21 protein-coding genes are annotated in these 24,285 nt (G+C 42.6%); 9 read left to right on the top strand and 12 right to left on the bottom strand.

Features of this window, described 5'->3' with window-relative positions:
* Positions 1-152: 152 nt before the first annotated feature.
* From EGC86_RS11805 to EGC86_RS11780, 6 genes are all read right to left on the bottom strand, one after another.
* Positions 153-767 carry a DUF938 domain-containing protein gene (locus tag EGC86_RS11805; RefSeq protein ID WP_123777692.1) on the bottom strand — a complete coding sequence of 205 codons (615 nt, stop codon included), beginning with the start codon at positions 765-767 and terminating at the stop codon, positions 153-155.
* Complete coding sequence (locus EGC86_RS11800; RefSeq protein ID WP_011637760.1) at positions 767-1,429, bottom strand: response regulator transcription factor; 663 nt, start codon at positions 1,427-1,429, stop codon at positions 767-769. Before EGC86_RS11800 ends, EGC86_RS11805 begins: the two co-directional genes overlap by 1 nt.
* Positions 1,430-1,612: 183 nt before the next feature.
* Complete coding sequence (locus tag EGC86_RS11795; protein ID WP_011637759.1) at positions 1,613-2,050, bottom strand: acyl-CoA thioesterase; 438 nt, start codon at positions 2,048-2,050, stop codon at positions 1,613-1,615.
* A gap of 167 nt (positions 2,051-2,217) precedes the next feature.
* On the bottom strand, positions 2,218-2,484 hold the full coding sequence (locus EGC86_RS11790; RefSeq protein ID WP_123777691.1) for a Rho-binding antiterminator: 267 nt from the start codon (positions 2,482-2,484) through the stop codon (positions 2,218-2,220).
* A 95-nt stretch (positions 2,485-2,579) separates the two neighbouring features.
* Positions 2,580-3,137 carry a SixA phosphatase family protein gene (locus tag EGC86_RS11785; RefSeq protein ID WP_123777690.1) on the bottom strand — a complete coding sequence of 186 codons (558 nt, stop codon included), beginning with the start codon at positions 3,135-3,137 and terminating at the stop codon, positions 2,580-2,582.
* 4 nt (positions 3,138-3,141) lie between these two features.
* Complete coding sequence (locus EGC86_RS11780; RefSeq protein ID WP_123777689.1) at positions 3,142-3,858, bottom strand: SIMPL domain-containing protein; 717 nt, start codon at positions 3,856-3,858, stop codon at positions 3,142-3,144.
* A 389-nt stretch (positions 3,859-4,247) separates the two neighbouring features.
* Here EGC86_RS11780 and EGC86_RS11775 point away from each other — a divergent pair, with 389 nt between their 5' ends.
* A complete protein-coding gene (locus EGC86_RS11775) occupies positions 4,248-5,471 on the top strand; it encodes an HD-GYP domain-containing protein (protein WP_123777688.1) in 1,224 nt (407 codons plus the stop codon).
* Positions 5,472-5,616: 145 nt separating this feature from the next.
* Here EGC86_RS11775 and EGC86_RS11770 read toward each other — a convergent pair whose 3' ends face one another.
* Both EGC86_RS11770 and ppsR read right to left on the bottom strand, forming a co-directional pair.
* Positions 5,617-6,681: a 3-deoxy-7-phosphoheptulonate synthase gene (locus EGC86_RS11770; RefSeq protein WP_123777687.1), complete on the bottom strand. Its 1,065-nt coding sequence runs from the start codon at positions 6,679-6,681 to the stop codon at positions 5,617-5,619.
* A 206-nt stretch (positions 6,682-6,887) separates the two neighbouring features.
* Positions 6,888-7,700 (bottom strand): posphoenolpyruvate synthetase regulatory kinase/phosphorylase PpsR, encoded by an 813-nt coding sequence (gene ppsR, locus EGC86_RS11765; RefSeq protein WP_011637753.1) that lies wholly within the window; start codon positions 7,698-7,700, stop codon positions 6,888-6,890.
* 126 nt (positions 7,701-7,826) lie between these two features.
* Here ppsR and ppsA point away from each other — a divergent pair, with 126 nt between their 5' ends.
* From ppsA to EGC86_RS11725, 8 genes are all read left to right on the top strand, one after another.
* Positions 7,827-10,196 (top strand): phosphoenolpyruvate synthase, encoded by a 2,370-nt coding sequence (ppsA, locus tag EGC86_RS11760; protein WP_041413599.1) that lies wholly within the window; start codon positions 7,827-7,829, stop codon positions 10,194-10,196.
* Positions 10,197-10,326: 130 nt separating this feature from the next.
* The gene (ydiJ, locus tag EGC86_RS11755; protein ID WP_123777928.1) at positions 10,327-13,374 is read left to right on the top strand and encodes a D-2-hydroxyglutarate dehydrogenase YdiJ; all 3,048 of its coding nucleotides are present in this window, start codon (positions 10,327-10,329) and stop codon (positions 13,372-13,374) included.
* Between the two features lie 9 nt (positions 13,375-13,383).
* A complete protein-coding gene (locus EGC86_RS11750; protein ID WP_123777686.1) occupies positions 13,384-13,839 on the top strand; it encodes a DUF1285 domain-containing protein in 456 nt (151 codons plus the stop codon).
* A 128-nt stretch (positions 13,840-13,967) separates the two neighbouring features.
* The gene (locus EGC86_RS11745) at positions 13,968-14,387 is read left to right on the top strand and encodes a MarR family winged helix-turn-helix transcriptional regulator (RefSeq protein WP_011637749.1); all 420 of its coding nucleotides are present in this window, start codon (positions 13,968-13,970) and stop codon (positions 14,385-14,387) included.
* Between the two features lie 565 nt (positions 14,388-14,952).
* Positions 14,953-15,222: a DUF211 domain-containing protein gene (locus tag EGC86_RS11740; protein WP_011637748.1), complete on the top strand. Its 270-nt coding sequence runs from the start codon at positions 14,953-14,955 to the stop codon at positions 15,220-15,222.
* Positions 15,223-15,228: 6 nt separating this feature from the next.
* Positions 15,229-15,813, top strand: a complete 585-nt coding sequence (locus EGC86_RS11735; RefSeq protein ID WP_123777685.1) for a VIT1/CCC1 transporter family protein — start codon at positions 15,229-15,231, stop codon at positions 15,811-15,813.
* Between the two features lies 1 nt (position 15,814).
* The gene (locus tag EGC86_RS11730; RefSeq protein WP_123777684.1) at positions 15,815-18,433 is read left to right on the top strand and encodes a cation-translocating P-type ATPase; all 2,619 of its coding nucleotides are present in this window, start codon (positions 15,815-15,817) and stop codon (positions 18,431-18,433) included.
* Between the two features lie 8 nt (positions 18,434-18,441).
* Positions 18,442-18,639: a hypothetical protein gene (locus EGC86_RS11725; protein ID WP_123777683.1), complete on the top strand. Its 198-nt coding sequence runs from the start codon at positions 18,442-18,444 to the stop codon at positions 18,637-18,639.
* Between the two features lie 676 nt (positions 18,640-19,315).
* Here EGC86_RS11725 and EGC86_RS11720 read toward each other — a convergent pair.
* Genes EGC86_RS11720 through EGC86_RS11705 form a run of 4 tightly spaced genes read right to left on the bottom strand, consistent with a single transcriptional unit; the run spans position 19,316 to position 24,284 of the window.
* Positions 19,316-21,025 carry a Na(+)/H(+) antiporter subunit D gene (locus tag EGC86_RS11720; RefSeq protein ID WP_123777682.1) on the bottom strand — a complete coding sequence of 570 codons (1,710 nt, stop codon included), beginning with the start codon at positions 21,023-21,025 and terminating at the stop codon, positions 19,316-19,318.
* Positions 21,015-21,329, bottom strand: coding sequence for a hypothetical protein (locus EGC86_RS11715; protein ID WP_123777681.1), 315 nt, complete (start codon positions 21,327-21,329; stop codon positions 21,015-21,017). Before EGC86_RS11715 ends, EGC86_RS11720 begins: the two co-directional genes overlap by 11 nt.
* A gap of 1 nt (position 21,330) precedes the next feature.
* Complete coding sequence (locus EGC86_RS11710; protein ID WP_123777680.1) at positions 21,331-22,797, bottom strand: monovalent cation/H+ antiporter subunit D family protein; 1,467 nt, start codon at positions 22,795-22,797, stop codon at positions 21,331-21,333.
* Positions 22,794-24,284, bottom strand: a complete 1,491-nt coding sequence (locus tag EGC86_RS11705) for a monovalent cation/H+ antiporter subunit D family protein (protein WP_123777679.1) — start codon at positions 24,282-24,284, stop codon at positions 22,794-22,796. Before EGC86_RS11705 ends, EGC86_RS11710 begins: the two co-directional genes overlap by 4 nt.
* Position 24,285: the final 1 nt, after the last annotated feature.

The following is a 24,285-nucleotide window of genomic DNA, read 5'->3' as shown; positions in this document are numbered from 1 at the left end:
CTATTGATTCAGCATTAAGTGTTGCATCACTTGTCATCGATAGGCTATTACGGGTTTAATTCGCTTTGTGAGCAAAATAACGAGTTTTGATATTGCTGATTTGAAATAACCACCCTGTATCAATTCAGCTCACCTCTAATGTAAAGTTGAGGTTATTTAGTGAAATGTAACAGACGGTTATTGGCTGGCATGGTGATGTCTTCTTGAAGTGTTAGTCCCTGTTGTTGTGCTAACTGGCAGATCCATTCAATATCGCGGATACCGCTATCAGGATTGTTGTGTTGCAGCCACAAATTGAATTGTTGATTACTGCCACTGGTAAATTGACCTTGATAATTAAAGGGACCATAAACGACTAATGAACCTGAATTAACCAATACACTACCAACACCAGTAAAGAATGCTTCCACCATTGGCTTACTCATAATGTGCAAGGTGTTAGCACTGAATATAGCATCTACATCTGATAAAAGTAGGGGCCATGGTTGGGTGACATTAAGGCTAATAGCCTGTTGTAAGTTTGGTGATGTTTGCAAATCGAGTCGAGCTTGTAGGGTAGGCAAGTAATGTTGCTGATCGCTTGGTTGCCAGCGAGCATGGGCAAGGTTTTCAGCGAAATAGACGCTGTGTTGGCCTGTACCACTGCCTATTTCGAGTACATGTTGCCTATTGACAAACCACTTTGCCAATAGGGTTAAGATAGGCTGTTTATTATTTTCACACGCTTGTGAAAAAGGCAGCTGTTGTAGCGATAATAATTGAGGCATTACGAGATATCAATTCTATCCATTTCTAATTGTTGCAATGCTATCACCGCTTGAGTGCGATTGCGAACACCCAGTTTACGAAATATAGCTGTGGCATGTGCTTTGATAGTTGCTTCTGATACCCCAAAATCATAAGCAATTTGTTTGTTGAGTAACCCTTCTGCAAACATCTGTAACACGCGATATTGTTGCGGGGTTAAATCTGATAATCGGTTGGCCATTTTGTCGGTCGGGTCGTCAGAAACCGGCACGATTTGTGTGCCTTTTGGTAACCAAATATCACCGTATAACACCGCATTTAATGCTTCGGCCAACACTTCCATTGACGCAGATTTAGGGATGAATCCGCTACTGCCATAATGTATTGCTCGGCTAATTGTATTGATGTCTTCATGGGCAGATATCACCACAACGGGGATATCTGGATAATGAGTTCTGAGGTGGATCAGGGTTGAGTAACCGTGTGATCCTGGCATTTGTAGGTCTAGCAGGATTAAGTCAAATGGGGTCTCTTTTTGATCAAGAACCCCTTGCAATGCTTCGGCACTATCGGCCTCAAACCATTGCGTTTTTTCAAATGCATTACTCAACGCTAGCCTTAAGGCGTTACGGAATAATGGGTGATCATCTGCGATGATGATGTTTAAATTTTCGAGCTTCATGGCGTTTTTTATTCTATGTTGCACGTGAAGATAACTCAATGTAACAGAAAAGTAATCGAGTATTCTATTGCTTTATGTCACATTGTGATTGATTTGAATAAAAACCGTAAAATTTTAGACTTTAGTCGAGTAGATAAAGTGCTAATGCAGCCATCTATCTGGCTACATTAGCAATGGCGTATATTAATTGTGTGGCCACACTTGAGTTGGGTTTCTGTTTTCATCTACCGCAACAAAAGTAAATACTCCGCGTATCGCATGTTCTCGATGATCGTGGTACATATCTTCGACATAAATGTTCACTTCAACTTTGAGTGATGTATTACCAACATGAATCACATTAGCTATCAGCTCTGCTAAGCTGCCTGCGGGTATCGCTTTTTTAAAATCGATACGGTCAGAACTGACGGTCACTAATGACTTACGACAAAAACGGGTGGCGGCGATAAATGCTGTTTCATCCATCCATGCTAAAGCATCACCACCAAATAAGGTGTTATGGTGATTGGTATTAGACGGGAAAATAGCCTTTATAACGCGCGCTTCTGATTGAGCAATACGTGCAGCAATGTCATCAGGGAAATGGTTTTGAGTTTGAGCAGGGTTTTGAGCAAGGGACATACAACTACCTAATGTTATGCAGATCAACAAAGAATTAAGCGAAAAAAGCCGCGCATTATACTGTATTGCGTTGATCTCTGTCGATGTTGTAGTGCCTGTTTAGTCACCCAAGGGCCAGCATTCGCGTGGATTTTGGGGGAATATTCTCATAAATTGGATGGGTTATACTATTCGATTAACGATATATGGCTAAATGAGGCATTTTGGCTGAGAACATCAATTGAAGTGATATCGGTTAATACCACTTCAATCGCTTGCAGTTGTTGATTAATGCCCGCAATAGCTTCGTGTTTTTGTTGATTGCGACTCACATACAATGTTCGATCAAATTGACCTTGTATATAGGTTCCATCTGTTAATGTCAGTTTGACCATATAGCGATACAAACAGATGATCTCGATGTAATCGTAAATCTCACATTTAATTGGATTCATGTCAGTATCCCATTTGTCTGCTCTATATTTTGCTAAAAATCATCACTCACTAACAATCATTTACCAGCTATCATTTACTCACTTTCAATGACCCGTTAATAGCGTAACAATACAGTAGAAACCATTTGCTTGTTGGCATTGAGAGTCACTATGTATAAGCGATCAAACTCACTTGCATCTGCAATGGGTATTTGTTTTTCTGCCCCGAGACCTTCAACTAAATCTGTCGAAGTATTACTGTGTCCGACCACTAAAATACTACCCTGTTGAGTTAATAGATATTGGGTAAATGCAGCCATATCACGTGGATCATAAACACTTAAATCCAGTTGCTGATCTTGCGTTACGGCGGTGGCCGTTTCACGGGTGCGATTATAATCCGTTGTGTACACTTTATCTAAATGCGTACTAGATAGAACTTTAGCTAAACGTAGAGCTCGTAATTGTCCTTGTGCGGATAAGCTAGGGTCTTTTCCTGCAAGTTTTTCGGCATGTCTGACAATAAAAATAACTTGATTGCTCTTGGTATTGTTATTGCTATCTACGGCGGTATTGTTAAGCGCAATCGGAGCAACGATTGGCGTCTGTGCCATTAGTGATGCGCTGATTAAACTGATACAGCCGAAAATGACTCTAATGATTAATTGTTTCATGGTGTTAATCCGCTAAATAATATTCGATGGTAGATACGACCCGTACCTGTTTAATATATGGCGTGTTTTTATCTCTATTGTTAATGCTGAATTGTCCTTGAGTTGCTTTTTTTATTTTACCTAATCGGCTTTGTGAATCGGTAGCAAATTTTTCAGCAACTGAACGTGCATTGGTTGTCGACTCTTCGATCATTTTCGGTTTAACGTCATTTAATCGGCTGAAAATATATTCGACTTGGGCATCATAGTTATTTTGCGAGAAAACAATTCCCATTTTACCTAGCTCAGTTAATTTAGGCATAGCACCGCGAACTTTATCTATGTCATTAGAATATACCGTAATGGTTTGCGACGCCGTATAGCGCAATTCTACTGGTTGATTTCCACCATACTGTTGCGCCAATTTATCAGTAATAGTGGGGGCGGCGAGAGTGATCTCTTTGGGATCGATATTTTGTTCGGCTAAAAAGTTAACCACTTGGTTATTTTGTGCTTCGAGCTGTTTGTACATTTCATCGAGATTATTATTGGCAGCTGTAAATTGGATAGGCCAAATGACGATGTCGGCAGGATATTCATTTTCTGCCAGGCCTTTTACCGTGACGCTGCGGTCGAGTAACTTGTACTCAACAATGGCTTGTTTGAGTAATACGCCTAAAGCGCCTAAGCCCAGTGCAATTAATATTCCGAAAATAGCAGCACTACGAGACGAACTTTGCATAACAACATCCTTATTATAGGTGGGGAGTGGTGATGTAACGTTGGCTTTATGGCTAACGTTATTTTTGTTATAGGGTGTTAATTGCCGTATCACACAGTCATGAAACGTCAATATTTTCGCTAACATTATGGATTATCGGCAATCATAAGCTTCCAAATTAATGACAATCATAATCGAATATGAGTTGAATATTGGTTTTATGGATTATTTTTAATCCTAGTTTTGCTTAATGCTTGTCTAGCAACAATACTTAAGTTGGCATATTACTGACTCGTGTTGTTATTTAAATCGCTCTGCCATTTATACGGCTCGGTCATCTAAATAAGTCTGTTTACGCATTTAATAGAATTTAATGCTGTTAGATTAATATCGTTTTAAAAGGAATTAATATGTCATCTCGCTTAACAGCACATCTTATTCAAAATGGTTTTGATGATGGCTTACCAGTATGGCGTCGGATCATTTTCACGCGACTGTTTAGTGTGTTGGCTTTGTTATGTATCCCGATTTATATCACCAGCGTATATTTGTGTATTGTTCAAAATCTTTGGGGCATGGCAATATTTGATACCGTGGCCTACGGGGTATTATTATTCATTTTGTTTTATCCACGAATTAGCGATACACAAAAATTTACCATAGGGTGTTATCTTGCGTTTGGTATCGGAATCGGCTTTATACTCGCTATTGGCCCTTCTGGAGCAGGTTTTTTCTGGTTATTTGTTTTCCCTCCTCTGAGCAGTATTCTTCTTGGTGACAAAATGGCGGTATGGGCCCAGGTGACGAATGGTATATCGTTATTAGTCATCGGTATCGCTTACCATTACCAACTGGTTCATTGGCCCGACATCAGCGGCTTTTCGACCTTGATTTGGTATGTAGTGGCGATTAACTTTCTAGTCACTAATGCAATAGTGACTCAGTCGACTTCTTATTTATTGGGTAAGTTAACACACTCTTTAGAGTCTACTTTAGCCTCTCGTACAGCAACAGTTATGGGGTTAGCTAAACTGGCAGAGTATCGTGATAATGAAACCGGTGCGCATCTGATTAGAATGCAGCAGTATGCCAATATGTTAGCAAAACAAAGATTAACCGATGAACATGTTCCAGAAGAGTTAACTGACGCTTTTATTCAAGAAATTAGCCTATCAGCCATTTTGCATGATATTGGTAAAGTGGGTATCGCCGATCATATTTTGTTAAAACCAGGGCGCTTATCGGTAGAAGAATTTGAACAAATTAAGGCTCATCCAGTGATTGGGGAAAAAGTGCTTAACAGTTTATTAGCGTATGCCCCTCAGTGTACATTTATACGAATGGGACGCGATATTGCCGGCGCTCACCATGAAAAGTGGGATGGCAGTGGTTATCCTAATGCGTTGGCAGGAGAATCTATCCCTTTATCAGCCAGAATTGTAGCCTTAGTCGATGTGTATGATGCATTAACATCACCACGATGTTACAAAAGGCCTTTTAGTCATGAAGAAGCGATGGCGTTAATTCTTGAAGGAAAAGGCAAACACTTTGACCCCAAATTGGTCGATAGCTTTATGGTCATTAGTGAGCAATTTGCAGTGCTGTCAAAAGCATCTTTACTCGAAGAGGATTAATCCTTTGATGAAAGGGTATATACAATAATGCCAGTCCTGGGGACTGGCATTATGAAACAATATTATACAGTGTCGATATCAGCCAATATATAAACAGGATTGAGTTAGCTTTGGTGTGCTAGCTCATTAACCCGTAGCAGGGCGATTACTGTGCTAGTAACGCTTTGCGTTCTTTCGAAGCTTGAGCTAAATCACGTAACAGCTTCTCAGAATCAGCCCAATGCAAACATGCATCAGTAATACTTTGGCCATACACTAATGGTTCGTCTTTAACCACTTTCTGATTACCTTCAATCATAAAGCTCTCTGCCATAATACCGGCAATTGCGGTACTACCACTGTGCAGCTGCGCCATAATACTATTGGCTACATTAAGCTGGTTTCTATGTTGTTTCTCACTGTTACCATGGCTGAAATCAACCACCATACGCTGAGTTACACCCACTTGTTCAAGCTGTGCGCGTGCGACTTCAATATCTTCAGCTGAATAATTTGGCGTTTTACCACCACGCAAAATAATGTGTCCAAATGGATTGCCGTGGGTACGGTAAACCGCCATTGCGCCATCTTTATCTGGAGAGTAAAAAATATGCGGAGCTTGAGCTGCACGTACTGCATCAACAGCAATATTAATGTTACCGTCAGTACCATTTTTAAAGCCAACAGGGCAAGACAATGCAGAAGCCATTTCGCGGTGAATTTGGCTTTCAGTGGTTCGTGCGCCAATAGCACCCCAGGTAATAAGGTCTGCGATGTACTGGCCGTTTACCATGTCTAAAAACTCAGTGGCGATAGGTAACTTGAGTTCAGTGATTTGTTGTAATAACTGACGCGCCATACGCAAGCCTTTATTAGGGCTAAAGCTGCCGTCCAAATCAGGATCTGAAATTAAGCCTTTCCAACCGACAATGGTACGAGGCTTTTCAAAGTACACCCGCATTAATATGCACAAGTCATCTTTTAGTTCGTGATGCAAGGCTGACAAACGTTCTGCATATTCGAGTGCTGCTTTAGTGTCATGAATTGAGCAAGGGCCAATAATGACCAGCAAACGTTGATCTTCACCGGCAATAATTGCTTCTACTTCACGACGTTGTGCGACCAAGTAGTCTGCAGCATTTTGCGTTAATGGATATTCTGAAGCCAACTGAGCAGGAGAAATAACTTTGCTTAATAAGGTTGTTCTGAGTTCATCTGTTTTAATTGTCATGCATATTACCGAGAAATCGTGAGATGCATCTGCATCATATTGAACGGGATTATATACCCAAAGAAGTTCAAGATGCGAGGCTTAGCCTCGGATTCTAACGGTTAAAAAATAGATTGCTGTAAAAGGCAAAGACGAATCAACCTGAGTTAAGTTCGTCTTTTGCTGGTTTTTCATTCTCTTTCATGCAAATAATGATTGTTTATGAATTAGAACATATGACGCTCTAGACCGGTGATATCAAGAATTTTAGTGGCAATTTCTTCAACCGAATGGTTAGTGGTATTTACAAAGGGTATACGTTCTTTTTTGTACAGCATTTCGACTTCTTTTACCTCAAGTCGGCACTGTCTTAATGAAGAGTAGCGGCTATTTTCCATGCGGCTTTGACGTATCTCATGCAAACGATGTGGATCGATGGTTAAGCCAAAGAGCTTTGATTTATTGCGTTTCAATGCTTCAGGTAATTTGAGGTTATCCATGTCTTCTTCAGTAAACGGGTAGTTTGCGGCCTTTATACCAAACTGCATTGACAGATATAAACTTGATGGTGTTTTACCGCAACGAGACACGCCTAATAAAATAATGTCGGCTTTATCCATGTGTTTCATGGTTTGGCCGTCATCATTCTCCATGGTGTAGTTAATCGCATCGATACGGGTTTCATAACCATGGTTACTTTTACCATGGGTTCGGTGTAATAAAGGCTTAGCTTGTACACCTAAGTGTTGTTCTAGTGGCGCAACAAAGGTGTTCAAAAAGTCATAATCAACACATTCACTCGAAAAAATCACATTGCGGATCTCAGGATTAATGATCGAATGGAACACAAGTGGTCTTTCACCTGTTGTAATAAAACAATCATTTATTTGTTGCTTAACTTTTTGAGCTTTTTGAATGGTTTCGACAAACGGAATCGTAAGTGCTTCAAATTCTATAGGAAATTGCGAAAGTACCGCATGTCCAAAAACCTCCGCTGTGATCGCGGTCCCATCTGAAATATAGAATACTTTTGGTGTCATTCTGACCTCTTGTAGTAATAAAATTACAAATAAAATTATAGATTTACGCTTGTTGTATGGGAGTGTAAGATGCTCTTGCCCTCGTGTGAAGTGGCCACTGAAATAAAAACTTGCGGAGATAAAACTGTGCAGCAATACGTACTCTGGTATCAAGAATTAGGCATGGGCGATGTAAACAAGGTTGGCGGTAAAAACGCATCCCTTGGAGAGATGATCAGCAATCTGGCTAATGCAGGGGTTCAAGTTCCTGGCGGTTTTGCAACGACCTCGCATGCGTTCAATGAGTTCCTTGAACAAAGTGGAGTTAACCAGAAGATTTTTGACATTCTGGCGACATTGGATGTTGATGATGTCAATGAACTGGCAAAAGTAGGTGCGCAGATCAGACAGTGGGTTATTGAAACCCCATTCCAGCCGGCATTAGAAGACGCTATTCGTGAAGCTTACGAGCAGTTGTCGAGTGAAACTCAAGAAGCGTCATTTGCAGTGCGTTCATCAGCTACCGCTGAAGACATGCCAGATGCATCTTTTGCAGGCCAACAAGAAACATTCCTAAACGTTAAAGGTTTTGATGCGGTCATGCTAGCAATTAAGCATGTATACGCCTCACTATTTAACGACCGTGCAATTTCTTATCGTGTTCATCAAGGTTACGAACATCAAGGTGTGGCTTTATCTGCTGGCGTACAACGTATGGTACGTTCAGACAAAGCAGCTTCTGGTGTGATGTTTACCATGGACACTGAGTCAGGAAACAATGACGTTGTCTTTATCACTTCATCTTTTGGTTTAGGTGAAATGGTTGTACAAGGCGCGGTTAACCCTGACGAATTCTATGTGCACAAACCGATTTTAGCGCAAGGGCATAAAGCTGTTGTGCGCCGAAATATCGGCAGTAAGTTGATTCAGATGGTTTACTCTGATGATGCTGGCCATGGCAAGCAAGTTAAAATTGAAGATGTTTCTGCTGAACAGCGTCGTATTTTCTCTATTAACGATGACGAAGTCATGGAACTTGCTAAGCAAGCAATGGTGATTGAAAAGCATTATGGCCGTGCGATGGACATCGAATGGGCAAAAGACGGTAACGACGGTAAGTTGTATATTGTTCAAGCTCGTCCAGAAACAGTTCGTAGTCGTGAAGATGTCCAGTTAATTGAACGTTATCACTTAAAAACGAAGGGTGACGTGATCTGTGAAGGTCGTGCAATTGGTCATAAAATTGGTACTGGTATCGCGAAGGTATTAACATCGATTGATCAGATGGACCAAATTGAACCAGGTGACGTATTAGTGACCGACATGACAGACCCCGATTGGGAACCGATCATGAAACGTGCTAGTGCCATTGTCACCAACCGTGGTGGTCGTACTTGCCATGCTGCAATCATTGCACGTGAATTAGGTGTACCCGCTGTTGTAGGTTGTGGTGATGTGACTGACCGAATCAAAACGGGCGACATTGTCACTGTATCTTGTGCAGAAGGCGATACCGGATTAATTTATTCAGGTAAGCAAGATTTTGAAATCATCACTAACCGTGTTGATACATTACCTCCTTTGCCAATGAAAATTATGATGAACGTCGGTAACCCAGATCGTGCATTTGATTTTGCACGTTTGCCTAACGAAGGTGTGGGTTTAGCGCGTTTAGAGTTCATCATTAACCGCATGATTGGTATTCACCCTAAAGCTTTGCTTGATTTCAACGGTCAAACTGCTGAACTGCAAAATGAAATCAACGAAATGATTGCGGGTTATGATTCGCCTGTTGAGTTTTATGTTGCGCGTTTAGTTGAAGGTATTGCCACTATTGCATCGGCTTTCTATCCGAAGAAAGTTATCGTACGTATGTCTGACTTTAAGTCGAACGAGTACGCAAACTTAGTCGGCGGTGACCGTTACGAGCCAGATGAAGAAAACCCAATGTTGGGCTTCCGTGGTGCTAGCCGTTATATTTCTGAAGCATTCCGCGATTGTTTCGCGCTTGAATGTGAAGCGATTAAACGTGTTCGTAATCAAATGGGCTTAACCAACGTTGAAGTGATGATTCCATTTGTTCGTACTGTAAACGAAGCATCTCAAGTGATTGAGTTACTGAAAGAGCAAGGTTTAGAGCGCGGTAAAGATGGCTTACGCGTTATCATGATGTGTGAACTACCTTCAAATGCCTTGCTAGCTGACCAGTTCCTTGAGCATTTTGATGGTTTCTCTATCGGCTCAAATGACTTAACTCAGTTAACATTAGGGCTTGATCGAGACTCAGGAATCATCAGTCACTTGTTTGATGAGCGTAATGATGCAGTAAAAGCATTGCTTTCAATGGCTATTAAAGCGGCTAAAGCAAAAGGTGCTTATGTGGGGATTTGTGGCCAAGGCCCATCAGACCATTCCGACTTTGCTGCATGGTTAGTTGAGCAAGGTATTGATTCTGTATCACTTAATCCTGATACCGTAATTGACACTTGGTTATATTTAGCTGAAGCACATGGCTAAATAAGAGTAAAATTTGCAGGTAGATTTATTTTCCAACCTGCATTTTTATCAAGTTGTAATAAAAGCCGCTTTTTAGCGGCTTTTTTTTGTTTATAATGGCTGCAATATGCCAATAAATAATAAGTCCTCTATGTTACCTTTGCTATCACATAAACAAACATTAGAACCTATCTATCTTGAGTATCTTGACGCGCTTGAACAAAGCGAGTTTGAAGGTGAAATAGACAAGCGTTACAGTGCGCGGCTTATTCAGGCAACCGACAATTCGGTGTATCAATTTTTGCCTCAAGCGGTGATATACCCTCTACATCAACAAGATGTTGAGTTGGTATTATCGTTAGCAGCACAACCACAATATAAACAAGTGACCTTTAGTGCGCGTGGCGGCGGAACAGGGACTAATGGCCAATCGCTTACCCACGGATTAATTTTAGATGTGTCACGCCACTTAAACCAAGTGCTAGAAATTAATGCCGAGGAAGGTTGGGCGAGGGTGCAAGCCGGTGTAGTGAAAGATGCGTTAAATGATGCCTTACGTCCACATGGATTCTTTTTCAGTCCAGACTTATCAACCTCAAACCGTGCAACCGTTGGTGGTATGGTCAATACCGATGCATCTGGTGCCGGTTCATTAGTTTACGGTAAAACCTCCGATCACGTATTAGGCATAACCAGTGTACTGATTGATGGCAGCGTATTAACCACCACACCAATTGACCAAGACAAGTTGGCCGAGCAACCTTTTGGTGACAACTCACTCGGCAATAGCATTGCTAGCCAAATAGCAGAAGTTTGCCGCGTAAAGCGTGACACCATCATTGAGCGTTTTCCAAAGTTGAATCGTTTTCTCACGGGCTATGATTTAAAGCATGTGTGGAATGATGATTTAAGCCAGTTTGATTTATCGCGTATTTTAACGGGCTCAGAAGGTACGCTTGCGGTGATCACCGAAACCAAGCTAAACCTGACCCCATTGCCGAAAACCCGCATGATGGTCAACATCAAATATGATTCATTTGAATCCGCGTTACGTCATGCTCCGTCATTGGTACAGGCTAAAGCAACGGTAGTTGAAACCGTTGACTCAAAAGTACTTAACCTTGCTCGCGAAGACATTATTTGGCATTCGGTTGCCGATCAAATTAAAGCGGTACCTAATAAGATCATCGAAGGTCTTAATATGGTTGAGTTCGCTGGCGAAGATGACGATGTTAAACATAAAGTCGCTCTGCTTGAGGAGATGCTCAGTGAGCAGCTAAGCCAACAACAATTTGGTTTAGTGGGTTTTCAAGTTATTACCGACAGAACGGATATTGACAGTATCTATGCCATGCGCAAAAAGGCCGTGGGTTTATTGGGCGCAACAAAAGGCAGCCGTAAACCGTTAGCGTTTGCCGAAGATACCGCCGTACCACCAGAAAACCTAGCCGACTATATTATGGAGTTTCGTGCGCTGCTCGATAGCCGTAATTTGCAATACGGTATGTTTGGTCATGTGGATGCTGGTGTGTTGCACGTGCGACCCGCATTAGATATGTGTGATATTGCCGACGAGCAATTACTGAAAGTGATATCAGATCAAGTTGCCGCATTAACGCTTAAGTATGGCGGCTTAATGTGGGGAGAACACGGTAAAGGGGTTCGTGGTGAATACGGGCCTGCGGTATTTGGTGATGAGCTTTATGCCGTGCTTGAGCAAATTAAAGGGTTATTTGACCCAGATAACCGTCTTAATCCAGGCAAATTAGTGGCGCCACCTAAATCTGGTCCATTAATGTTTAATGTCGACAGCGCAAAACGCGGCAGTTTCGACAGACAAATCCCTGTTCAAGTGCGTGATGCTTTCCCTGATGTGATGAACTGTAACGGTAATGGGTTATGTTTTAATTACAGTAGTTATTCACCCATGTGTCCGTCATTTAAAGTCACTGGCGATAGAGTGCAATCACCTAAAGGCCGTGCTGGGTTAATGCGCGAATGGTTGCGATTACTTGAAGCCGAAGGTGTTGATGTTGACGCGTTAGCAAAATCTAAACCACTAGGGTGGATGCAGCGTACTCAAAATACCCTCAATAACCAGCGTGACTATGATTATTCGCACGAAGTCATGGAATCACTTAAAGGCTGTTTAGCCTGTAAAGCCTGTTCGGGTCAGTGCCCGGTTAAAGTCGATGTGCCTAAGTTTAGAGCCCAGTTCTTTAATATTTATTACAAACGCTATTTACGCCCAGCCAAAGACTATTTAGTTGCAGGTATCGAAGACTCACTACCACTGATGGCCGCAATGCCTAAATTAACCAATTTGGCCTCGCAAAATCCGCTGAGCCAGTGGGTGATTAAAAAAGCCATTGGTTATGTAGATGCGCCTAAATTATCTGTACCTACACTAAAACAGCGTTTAGATGGTCATGCTAGCCGTGGTTATGATTTAGATGCGCTATGCGCGATCCCACAAGCGCAGCGCAGCCAACATGTATTAGTAGTACAAGATCCATTTAACAGCTTTTACGATGCAGGTTTGGTTTATCGTTTTATTCAATTAATCGAAAAGCTAGGCTTTAAACCGGTATTACTGCCCTTTAAACCAAACGGTAAACCGACTCATATTAAAGGCTTTTTAGACAAGTTTGCCAAAACAGCGCAAAACAGTGCTGATTTCTTAAACCGCGTACATGCCCTTGGCATGCCGATGGTGGGGTTAGACCCTGCATTAGTGTTATGTTATCGCGACGAATACAAAGAAGTCTTAGGTCAGCGTCGTGGACCGTTTGAGGTATTATTGGCCAATGAATGGTTAACCGATGTTGTGGCAAGCCGCAATGATGTGCCAGTCGTTGATAGTGATGCACCACAATTTACTTGGTTTAGTCATTGTACTGAATCGACCGCCAAACCTAATACGGCCAACGAATGGAAAGCAATATTCAGCCATTTTGGTGCTAAACTCAACAGCGTTAATTTAGGCTGTTGTGGTATGGCCGGTACTTATGGGCATGAACTTGAAAACCTCGAGCGTTCAGAACAGTTATTTGAAATGTCTTGGCAACCAAGCATTGAAAAAATTGCTGAAAATAGCCAAGTGTTGGTGTCGGGTTATTCATGTCGTAGCCAAGTAAAACGTTTTGCAGGTTTTAAGCCGCAACATCCTATTGAAGCGTTACTTAAATTACTGGGGTAGGTAAGCATCATGACAGATGAAACAGCGACATTAAGTACATTTACTCAACCTGATGGTGTGGCACTGTGCAGTGATGATGTTCTGTTTCATATTCAAGCCAATGGCGATTGGCTGTATCTAGACAGTCCGTTGCCAGCAAAATTTGCGGCTTTGTTCAGTAGTATTTTGCACTGTATCGACAATGAGTATTTGTTAATTACACCAGTCGAGAAAGTCAAAGTCACCGTTGAAGCCTATCCATTATTACTGGTGGACTATCATCAAGCTGCATCAACGGAAGCTCAGTCAAATGATCTTCAGTTGATATTTTCCAGCAGTATAGGGACTCAGCTTCCTGCCATTAATATCGCAGATATTATTGTCACAGACGATGGTATATACGCACCATTAATCAGGGGTTTGGTGGGGCAATTAAATCGAGCCTGTTATTACCGCTATATCAATGAATACTTATATTTTGACTAAAAGAGCTTTTCTTAACGTATAGAGATGGTAATCTAAAATCTGTTCAAGTGTAGTTTAACTGCTGTGTAGGCATAAGTATTCGTCTTAACACAGTCAATTTATCTCACTGACGATGTAGGAGGTATCATTTGAAACGCTTTGAAAGTTTAAGTTACCTGATTTCCCATCTTAATATTGCCTTGCAGCAACAGCTTGATGTGCGTTTAAAGCGCTACGAGTTAGACAGTAAACTTTGGCCGGTGCTATTTACCTTGTGGCAAGAGGAAGGCTTAAGTCAAACTGAGTTGTCTAAGCGTTGTGATGTGGCCAACTACACCATGACGCGGCTGCTGGATAATTTACAAGTTCAAGGATTTATTACCCGTCATCAAGAAGCGGACAACCGCCGCGCATTTCAAATCTTTTTAACTGATAATGGTAAAGCACTCGAACAAGACTTAATTCATGAAGCCGAGTGGGTTAACCAACACTTTTTAGCCGCATTAACAGTCAGTGAGCAAGATGAATTTATGCGTTTGTTGAATAAAGTAAATCAGTTTAGCCAATAAATAGAGTCGATAAGGTTAATTAGTCAGTTGAGTTAATCATATCTCAGGGCTGTAGCCGCTTTTTATTGTTTATAGCCTACGACCATTAACGTCTTGGCCCTTGCTACATTTGATGTACAGATCAAAAGGGACGTTATCCCCCTCGTTACTTAAACAACAGATACGAAAGTTTCGCGATGGAATTAGTTAGCACTTTTACCCTCATTTTTAATATCCTCGGGTCATCTTATTTGTAAAGCGTTAAAATGCTAACGCTTGTGCTGATGCATGTTGTACTGAATGAATCTTATTGATTAAAACTAAACTTCTTAAAAGTCATTACTTATTAAAATCTATCTTTTCGGCCTAAAAATCATCATAAAAAGCTTATGTCATCTAGGCTGCAGGTTTCTATATTGACTACCCTAGTACAGCTAGTTAAATGGGAGCATATTAAACAGTATGGCTTCAAATATTGCCCAAGGTATTAGGTTGCCAAATTACCCAGAAATAGTAGACATCTCACCACAAATTGATGAGGGTTTTACTATACTTATCAAGACAAAAGATTATAGGACTATTTATTATGGTTAACGTCAAAAGGATTGTTCTGGATGTGCTTAAACCTCATCAACCTAATGCACTTGATTTTGCACGAACCATTGCAGAAACAGGTGTCGATTATCGAGTTAAACTGATTGTTCTTGAGATAGATGAAAATACCGAAACGGTTCAAATACAGCTGTTTGGGAGCGAAATCGATTTTAATACCATTCAATCTGCCATTACCAATATGGGAGGGTCTCTTCACAGTATTGATGAGGTTGAAGTACATAATGAAACGGTTGCTGGTTAATATATTATGAGTCTGTTAACGCAGGCCAATTTTTTATTAGATATCACTCGTACTCGGGGTATTGTGCGTCGTTATTTTGTGGTCAACGGTTTTGATGGTGCACTTACCATGCTAGGGCTGATAATGGGTTTTATTGTCAGTGCACCAACGGATTTATCAATGGTTGTTGGTGTCTGTCTGGGGGCGGCGATTGCGCTAAGCATGAGTGGTATTAGCAGTGCTTACATCAGTGAATCTGCCGAGCGAAAGTATGCTTTGGGGGAGCTGGAGAAGGCAATGATTAGTGATCTCCATAATAGTGCGCATGGCGTCGCCTCGCGGTGGGTACCCTTGTTGATTGCATTGGTGAATGGCTTAGCCCCGCTGGTCATTTCACTGTTAATATTGTCACCACTATGGCTATCTATTGCCGGCATCAACCTTCCTGTTCCACCTCTTTATGCTGCCATCTTAGTGGCACTGCTACTCACTTTTTTATTGGGGGTATTTCTTGGCCGGATATCAGGGGTCACATGGTTACGCAGTGGCATACAAGCTTCGCTAGTTGCGGTAATAACCGCCTCGCTTATTTACTTCTTTGTCGGAAACTAGAATGTCCTCAGCAAAGTGGCACAGTTTACAATCTGCAGATGTTCTACAGCGGCTTGATTCTTCGCTAACGGGCCTGACTACGGAACAAGCAAAAAAACGCCTGATTGAATATGGTCATAATACTATTATCCAAAAAACCCGACGTTCTTTGCTGTTCATTTTACTCGGGCAGTTTTCTGATTTCATGATAGTTGTGTTGTTGGTAGCAGCGGTGATTTCGGGTTTTCTTGGTGAGCCACAAGATACCATTGCTATTATGGTGATCGTATTACTTAATGCAATTATCGGCACAGTACAGGAATTTAGGGCAGAGCGCGCTGTGGCGGCACTGCGAAAAATGGCAGCGCCAGATGCTTATGTATTTCGCGATGCACTTGAAGTGACTATTGACGCAACAGCATTAGTGCCGGGTGATGTTGTTATGCTTGAAGCCGGAAATCTTGTGCCTGCTGATGTGCGCTTACTGGAAGGGGAAGAACTGCTGGTCGATGAATCAACCCTGACTGGTGAATCACATGCAATAGAAAAGCAAACAGAACCGCTAGCTGATAAAGAATTAGCCATTGGTGATCGTTTGAATCTAGTTTTTAAGAACAGCATGATTATTCGTGGACGTGGTAAAGGTGTGGTAGTTGCCAGCGGCATGGAAACCGAGATAGGCCAAATAGCTGGACTGCTACAAGATGAAACGAGTGTAAAAACCCCCTTGCAAACACGATTGTCTCGTTTTGGCCGATACCTTGCCTTGACTGTACTGGCAATATGTATAGTGGTGTTTGTTGTCGGCTTGCTGCAAGGACAGTCAATATTATTGATGTTTTTAACCTCGGTGAGCTTGGGTGTAGCTGCGATACCGGAAGCACTCCCTGCGGTGGTGACCATTTCACTTGCTTTGGGTGCACGTAAGCTGATCCGACATAATGTGCTCGTGCGTAACTTACCCTCTGTCGAAACCCTAGGTTCAGTTACCTATATATGTACAGACAAGACCGGTACCCTGACACAAAATCTCATGACAGCGGAGTTATTTTTTGTGGCTGGAGAACTGCGACAATCAATGCCTGAGTCAGAAGCCAGTATTCCATGGACAGAGCTTGGCCAAGCCATGGCACTAAACAATGACATCATGGATAAAGACGGCAAACCTGCAGGTGAGCCGACCGAGCTAGCACTTTTCGAAGCCGCTCACATGGTCGGTTTTGATAAGTCCATCTTAGAGCAGGCAAAGCCTCGTATAGCCGTTATTGCGTTTGATAGCGAACGAAAACAGATGACAACCTTGCATCAAACATCCAATGTTGTGACTGCGTACATCAAAGGCGCGCCAGAGCAGGTACTACAGCAATGTATTCAGACATTAAATACTGATGGGGTTACAGCATTTGAATTAGCGGCCGTGTTGGCTGAAGCGGCACAGTTAGCGAATAAAGGTTACCGCGTACTTGCATTTGCAAAACGTGAATTTAGCCGTTTACCTGAGCTGTTAGACGCAGACATTGTAGAGAGAGAACTCACTTTTTTGGGGCTAGTGGCGCTGATAGATCCGCCGCGGTCTGAAGTCCCTCAGGCCGTAAAAGATTGTCTTACAGCGGGAGTTATTCCGGTAATGATCACTGGCGATCATCCGGGTACCGCGTTTGCGATAGCACAACGTTTGGGAATTATAGATAACGATAGGGCGATGCTAAGTGGTGATCAACTCGCTAAAATATCCGATGACGAATTCTCTCGCCTAGTAGACTCGATACGGGTGTACGCAAGGGTGACGCCGGAACAAAAATTACGTATCGTTAAAGCATTACAAGACAAAGGCGAATTTGTCGCTATGACCGGCGATGGCGTCAACGATGCACCGGCATTAAAGCATGCCAGTATTGGTGTTGCCATGGGGCAGAAGGGAACCGATGTGGCCCGCGAAGCTGCGGATATGGTGTTATTGGACGATGACTTTTCTTCTATCGTGCGAGCGATATGGTCGGGGCGCCGTACCTTTGATAATATTCGCAAATTTATCAAATATACTTTGAGTTCCAATACTGGTGAAATCTGGACCTTATTCCTAGCACCGTTTATCGGGTTGCCTATTCCTTTACTGCCGATTCATATCCTGTGGATTAACCTAGTGACCGATGGACTGCCGGGTCTTGCATTAACCACCGAGCCAGCCGAACCGAATATAATGAGTCGTGCGCCCAGCCCTCCAAAGGAAAGTATTTTTTCTCATGGTATGTGGCAACATATTATCTGGGTAGGATTGTTTATTGGTGGAATATCCATTGCGACTATGGCGTGGGCTATTTCCCGTGACGTTGTTTATTGGCAGACAATGGTGTTTACGGTATTAACGGTATCGCAGTTGTTTCATGCCCTAGCGGTCCGCAGCGAGAGTACTTCATTATTGCGCATTGGTTTATTCAGTAATTTACCGATGTTAGGGGCATTTCTGCTGACGTTGTTATTACAGATGGTCGTGATTTATACACCTGCGTTAAACACCATTTTCCATACACAGCCTCTGCCAATGGTCGATCTTATTGTCTGTCTGTTGCTGTCTTCACTTATTTTGTTTGCCGTCGAGATTGAAAAATGGTTAATGCGCCGTGGTGTTATTTACGCATAGTGTTATATATGGATAGTGCGTTACCGCAATGGTCTGCGGCCACTAACGTCGTGGCGCTTTGCCACACCAGAACAAGAGGAAATCAACGGATGTTTCCTCTTAACTCTTCTAAAAAAATTGGCTCAGCCGCCCTGCAACATTTTTCTATTTTCTTCAACGGCCTCAATTTAAATATTGAATTTGTCCAAAATATGTCAGCTAATTAGATTGGAGCTTTTCCTATTTGGCTTTTCCCTGTGATCGCTACATTTACAACGTCCTGTAGCTCACATGTTGCAGGCAATAAGTTCAAATGAAGCTACGTTATAAATCAAGCTAAACCAATACCAAGTAAGCTGGGTTAATCAATACCTCAAACACACTTTTTTCCATCTCTCTGCTAGCTGGCATGGCTAGCCAAGATCCGCCTCAAAGCAATTTAGAGCGACTATTCATTCACAATAAACTTATATCGGTTGGCCATACATTTACTCATGCTAGGAATGGGATTGGTTTCAATATCAATTAATTTACAAGAATGAATCTAATAAAATGACTAACCTTACTTAGCTTATAAAGTAAGGTTAGTACCAAAGGTAAAACGGATATAAGTGGCTAGTTCATTTTGAGAGAGTCGCTAGAAAATGGCATCTTTTTCTACGTTTCAGCACCATAAAACCTTCCCATAGAGTGTTATGTTTATTTGTACTGTTATAAATTGATTTGTGCTAAAAATCCGCCTAAGTTTATCGTTATGAAAACACAGAAATGTTAGTAATGGCATGTTTAACCCTAGCCTTCAGCCCCCACAATACCCATCTTCAACGCGTGTAAGCGTCACTATCTGATCTGAAAAATTACTATGCCAAATGGAGTCAAGTGAAAAATTTGTTCCCAGTGCTGCTAAAGGTAGTACAACAACACGTAGGCTGATAGCAACCCAGCGATCCAAAGCACAGTGGTGCCCACGGGCCAAGAGCGCGCGAACACGCCGCGCTCTTGGCTATCTGCTGTATGCGGTTGGCCAAGATAACGCACTGCCATACGTTGTAAGAATTTCTGCAAGCGGTTTCGTTGTTGCGTAACCATGTCACCTAGTGAGCTAAGCGCTCGTTCGATCAACTTAACCAATGAAAAGGCCGCACGTCGCCAAAGCCAATCTGTGTCGAGGCTAATCGTCATGGTACGTTTCATTAGTGGCAATAATACGAAGAAAGCCAATCCTGAAAATAGCAGCAACTGCAGGTAGAACAGCACTTTACCAATAGAGTACGGTTGGTAGTCAACAGGGTAGGGTAATAGGGCATAAAGCGTTTCTGGGAATACACCCAGTAAAATGCACATGCTAGCAAAAATGATCATCGCCAACCCCATATTCCATGGCGCATCTTTTGGCCTTAAACCTGAGTCTTTTTGGAAAAACACAAACCATGGGAATTTGATACCAGCATGAAGAAATACACCGGCCGACGCGGCGGTTAACGCCATATAAACCCAAACTAAATCCCCATCGACAGCTGCCTGGGAAATCATGCTCTTTGTGGTAAAACCTGAAGTCAGTGGAAAACCTGAAATGGCTAGCGCGCCAATAATACCGCAGACGCAGGTAAGTGGCATGGTGCGAAATAGACCACCCAGCTCCATACATTTATTTTTCCCCGTGCGGTATATAACAACCCCAGCACTCATAAACAGTAGCGCTTTATATATAATATGTGCAAAAGCATGAGCCGTAGCCCCATTAAGTGCCATTTCGGTACCAATACCTACGGCAACAACCATAAAACCGACTTGGTTAACCACGGAGTAGGAAAGGATACGTCGCACATCATTTTCCAATAATGCGAAAATAATACCGTACATAACCATAAATAGACCTATGCCAATCAGCACTGGTTCGCCTGGGAATAATAATATCAGTGCCAATACAGCTGTTTTAGTTGTAAATGCCGACAGAAATACTGAACCAGTGGGTGTGGTTTCTGGGTATGCATCAGCTAGCCAAGCTGACACTGGTGGTGCCGCGGCGTTTATCAATATGCCAATAAGTATCATCCATGTACTGAAATCTGTTGCCAGCATAGGTTGGATTTTGATAGAACCAGTCCCAAGTACAACACCTACAATTCCAACTTTAAGTATTACGCCACCGAGAAAATGCATGATGGCATACCGTATTCCAGCAGCGCGTGAATCGGGCGTACCACCACACCAAACCACAATAGTAGAGAATATCGCCATTAGTTCCCAGTAGACGAACATGGTAATAAGATCGCCGGCAAAACAGACTCCTATAGCACCTGCAGCGTATGTAAAGGCTGCGGCAAGTTCATACCAACGTGCTATACGGAAAGAAAAGAGACCTCCAACAAAGACCATTATTGTAAAAATAGTCGCAAACAATCGCCTTAGCGGACTACCTTCGACAGGTTCAATGTTGTAAGTAAGAAATTTTACCGTACTCTGGACTCCGTCAGGGATCTGCCATATGGCCAACAGGGTAATAATTGGGGCGATTAATATGACCGCTGTTCGTGCGTGCCCTTTAACCAAACATATCAGTACAGCAGCAATTAGCAGGATAAATGCTGGAGAGAAAAATTCAAACCCCATTGCTATTCTCCTTTACCTTGTCATGACTAGGTTCTGAGGTTTTTATTTGCTCTGGTTCATCATAATAATCCAGTGGACGTTTTAGAAACAGACCTAATAATTTTGCTATTAATACCATCACCAGGCAACTGACAAATCCGTAAATGGCACCGAACCCAAACCAGGCATCAAAGCCGAAATAACCCTTAACGTATATTACTGTCTGCGCAAGAACCACCAAGGTCAGTACAACACTGAAACCAATCCAGAGCTTACGAATAGTTGACGGCCGTACTAACCAGTGTAATTGTTTTTCGTCATTCATTTTAACTGAGCCCCTTAACAACTTGGCTTGCCAATTCAATTACTGGACCGTTAAACAAAAAGAAAGCGAGTGTCAGTATGGCGGTCAGAGTCAATGCCAACACAGCTAAAAACGGTGCTTCACCGTGTTCCTTGTCACCTTCTTTTTCGTGCTCAAACCAAACTATGTATAAAATAGGCAAAAAGTAAGCTGCATTAAGAAGGGTACTGACAATTATGGTGAATACTGCCACTAGATTGTTTGCTTCGAAAGCTCCTGCCAAAATGTACCATTTGGAGACGAACCCCGCAGTGGGAGGGACACCAATCATACTTAATGCACCAATTGTAAACGCCGCCATTGTCCATGGCATACGTCTACCAATACCACGTAATTGATGAATTTCGGTCTTTTTAGAGGCAACATAAATTGCGCCAGCAGCAAAGAACAATGTGATCTTACCAAAAGCATGAGCGACCATATGTAAGGCGGCGCCAACCTCAGCGAGTGGTTTGAGAATGGCTGAGGCCATGACTACATACGATAATTGGGCAATAGTGGAGTAGGCTAGCAGGCGTTTGATGTTGGTTTGGCGCATTGCAACAAGACTAGCAACAATGATCGTAAATGCCGCAACATATAACAGCCAACCTGAGCTGGGTGATTCAAATAGATATTCAATCCCAAATATATAAATGATTATCTTAGTGATAGCAAAAACACCGGATTTAACTACCGCAACGGCATGTAGTAAGGCACTCACTGGGGTGGGGGCTACCATAGCCGCGGGTAGCCATTTATGCATCGGCATGACAGCCGCTTTACCGATACCAAATACAAATAGTGCCAGAAGTAACCCTATTTCTGGGTCATTCAACTTACCAGCGAGGATCCCACCGGTAGTAAAATCACCTGTACCTGCCACTGTATAAGTCCAGATGATAGCAGGAAGGAACAAACCAATAGATGTACTCAGTAAAACACCCAGATAAATCCTTGCCGAACGTATCGTAGCTGCATCGCCTTTATGTGCTACCAGGGGGTATGTCGAGAGTGTTAATAATTCGTAGCATAAAAATAGAGTGAATAGATTGCCAGCGAAAGCAACACCAACAGTGGCTGAAAGAGCTAACGCGAAGCATACAAAAAATCGAGTTTGGTTTTTCTCTTTATTACCGCGCATGTAGCCAACGGAATATATCGAGTTGATCAGCCAAAGCCCAGATGCTAATGCCGCAAATAGCATGCCCAGAGGTTCAACAGTAAACGCAATACTTAGCCCAGGCATCACCTCGCTTACTTCTATTGAGGGTCTCCCGCCTTCCATAAGAGTAGGAATGAGTCCCCATACCACCCAGATTAATGAAACAGACGTAATAGCCGTTGCAGCTTCGCGAATATTAGGACCTATACGCCCAGCAAGAGAAATAGCCAGAGCTCCTACTATTGGAAGACCAATGGCGACTAATATGGTAGTTTCTGGTGTCATTGTGAACCCTCCAATAGAAGGGCTGCAGCACTATTTGCGAGTTCTAATGGAACCTGTGGAAACAGTCCGAAGTATATATTGAGTAGTGCAACAAAACCGGTAACTAATAACATTTGTATTGGTGCTTCAGATGTTGGGCCTTCTCCTTCGACAGGAGCCTGGAAGTAAAGCGCCTCAACGATGCGCCAAACATAAACCACCGCCATCAAGGAACTGACTAGGATAATTGCTACTAGCGCACCCCCCCAAGGACCGCTTTCCAAAGCTGCGGTGATAAGGAGCCATTTACTAATAAACCCTGCAGTACCAGGCACGCCGATTAAGCTCAAACCACACACAACAAAAGCAGCACAAGTCCAGGGCATACGAGCTGCAGCACCACCGAGTTGATCTAGGCGCAAGTCACGATACTGATAAGCTAGGCAAGCAACTGCCAGGAACAACCCACCTTTCGCTAGCGCATGGTTGAACATATGCATTGCGCTGGCGCTTAGTCCAGCCATGCTTACAAAGCTAACACCAAGCAAAATATAGCCTATTTGTGCTATAGATGATGAAGCAAGCCGCCTTTTAAGATGTCCTTCGAACATCGCAACGGCAGAAGCAATAAGTATTCCGAGAATTGACAATGGCATCGCAAACAATGCGAACTGAACTTCGTGATCCTCAAGCGTGGCTTGAAATACCATATAGTCAAATCGGATAAGTACATACAGTGCAACCTTGGTCGCGCAAGCAGCGAGAAACACGGTCACCATGTGCGGAGCATGTGTATAAGCGTTTGGCACCCATACATGCAAAGGAAACACAGCAGCTTTAAGGGCCAACCCAATAGTGATGAATCCAGCTGCAACTAGAACTGGATTTATATCGGTCACATCACCGAGGCGATCTTGAATATCGGCTAAGTTAAGCGTGCCGGTCATCATGTAGATTAGACCTACACCAATTAGATAAAAGGTTGCGCCAATAGTGCCCATCATTAGATATTTGAAAACGGCTGGAAGAGCCCGACGGTCTGGACCTCCAGCTATTAATATGTAGCTGGCAAGAGATGAAATTTCCATGAAAACAAAAATATTGAAGGCATCTGCTGATACGACAATACCCACCAGTCCAGATAAAACCAAAAGCCAGGCCGCATAGAAAAGTGGTTGGCGTTCTAATTCTATTTGCTGATCAATACTTGGTTTGGCAGCGAGTAAGGCAGCAGTGCAGGCTCCCGTGATCACCAGCAAAATAATGGCACTAAACGTATCAACCGACAGTGCTATGCCATAAGGTGCCGGCCAGCCCCCCATAGCGTATTGGAGGGTTTGTCCGTCTAAAACAGCCAAAGTAAGCGCAACGGCGATGGAAAAACTAACTAGTGCAGCAGCAGTTGCTCCGGCCCAAGCTAAACCTCGCGGTTGTAACATGACGATAAGTGGTGCCGACAACATCGGTATCACAACTTGCAAAGCAGGAAGGTGTGCTAATAAATCCATA

Source organism: Shewanella frigidimarina (genome assembly GCF_003797125.1).
Taxonomy (GTDB): Bacteria; Pseudomonadota; Gammaproteobacteria; order Enterobacterales; family Shewanellaceae; genus Shewanella; species Shewanella frigidimarina.
This window is presented reverse-complemented; position numbering and strand designations above follow the sequence as displayed.

Excerpts from the sequence above, each read along its gene's own strand:
- EGC86_RS11805 (WP_123777692.1), bottom strand. The coding sequence starts at position 767 with ATGCCTCAATTATTATCGCTACAACAGCTGCCTTTTTCACAAGCGTGT.
- EGC86_RS11800 (WP_011637760.1), bottom strand. The coding sequence starts at position 1,429 with ATGAAGCTCGAAAATTTAAACATCATCATCGCAGATGATCACCCATTA.
- EGC86_RS11795 (WP_011637759.1), bottom strand. The coding sequence starts at position 2,050 with ATGTCCCTTGCTCAAAACCCTGCTCAAACTCAAAACCATTTCCCTGAT.
- EGC86_RS11790 (WP_123777691.1), bottom strand. The coding sequence starts at position 2,484 with ATGAATCCAATTAAATGTGAGATTTACGATTACATCGAGATCATCTGT.
- EGC86_RS11785 (WP_123777690.1), bottom strand. The coding sequence starts at position 3,137 with ATGAAACAATTAATCATTAGAGTCATTTTCGGCTGTATCAGTTTAATC.
- EGC86_RS11780 (WP_123777689.1), bottom strand. The coding sequence starts at position 3,858 with ATGCAAAGTTCGTCTCGTAGTGCTGCTATTTTCGGAATATTAATTGCA.
- EGC86_RS11775 (WP_123777688.1), top strand. The coding sequence starts at position 4,248 with ATGTCATCTCGCTTAACAGCACATCTTATTCAAAATGGTTTTGATGAT.
- EGC86_RS11770 (WP_123777687.1), bottom strand. The coding sequence starts at position 6,681 with ATGACAATTAAAACAGATGAACTCAGAACAACCTTATTAAGCAAAGTT.
- ppsR (WP_011637753.1), bottom strand. The coding sequence starts at position 7,700 with ATGACACCAAAAGTATTCTATATTTCAGATGGGACCGCGATCACAGCG.
- ydiJ (WP_123777928.1), top strand. The coding sequence starts at position 10,327 with ATGTTACCTTTGCTATCACATAAACAAACATTAGAACCTATCTATCTT.
- EGC86_RS11750 (WP_123777686.1), top strand. The coding sequence starts at position 13,384 with ATGACAGATGAAACAGCGACATTAAGTACATTTACTCAACCTGATGGT.
- EGC86_RS11740 (WP_011637748.1), top strand. The coding sequence starts at position 14,953 with ATGGTTAACGTCAAAAGGATTGTTCTGGATGTGCTTAAACCTCATCAA.
- EGC86_RS11735 (WP_123777685.1), top strand. The coding sequence starts at position 15,229 with ATGAGTCTGTTAACGCAGGCCAATTTTTTATTAGATATCACTCGTACT.
- EGC86_RS11730 (WP_123777684.1), top strand. The coding sequence starts at position 15,815 with ATGTCCTCAGCAAAGTGGCACAGTTTACAATCTGCAGATGTTCTACAG.
- EGC86_RS11725 (WP_123777683.1), top strand. The coding sequence starts at position 18,442 with ATGGATAGTGCGTTACCGCAATGGTCTGCGGCCACTAACGTCGTGGCG.
- EGC86_RS11720 (WP_123777682.1), bottom strand. The coding sequence starts at position 21,025 with ATGGGGTTTGAATTTTTCTCTCCAGCATTTATCCTGCTAATTGCTGCT.
- EGC86_RS11715 (WP_123777681.1), bottom strand. The coding sequence starts at position 21,329 with ATGAATGACGAAAAACAATTACACTGGTTAGTACGGCCGTCAACTATT.
- EGC86_RS11710 (WP_123777680.1), bottom strand. The coding sequence starts at position 22,797 with ATGACACCAGAAACTACCATATTAGTCGCCATTGGTCTTCCAATAGTA.
- EGC86_RS11705 (WP_123777679.1), bottom strand. The coding sequence starts at position 24,284 with ATGGATTTATTAGCACACCTTCCTGCTTTGCAAGTTGTGATACCGATG.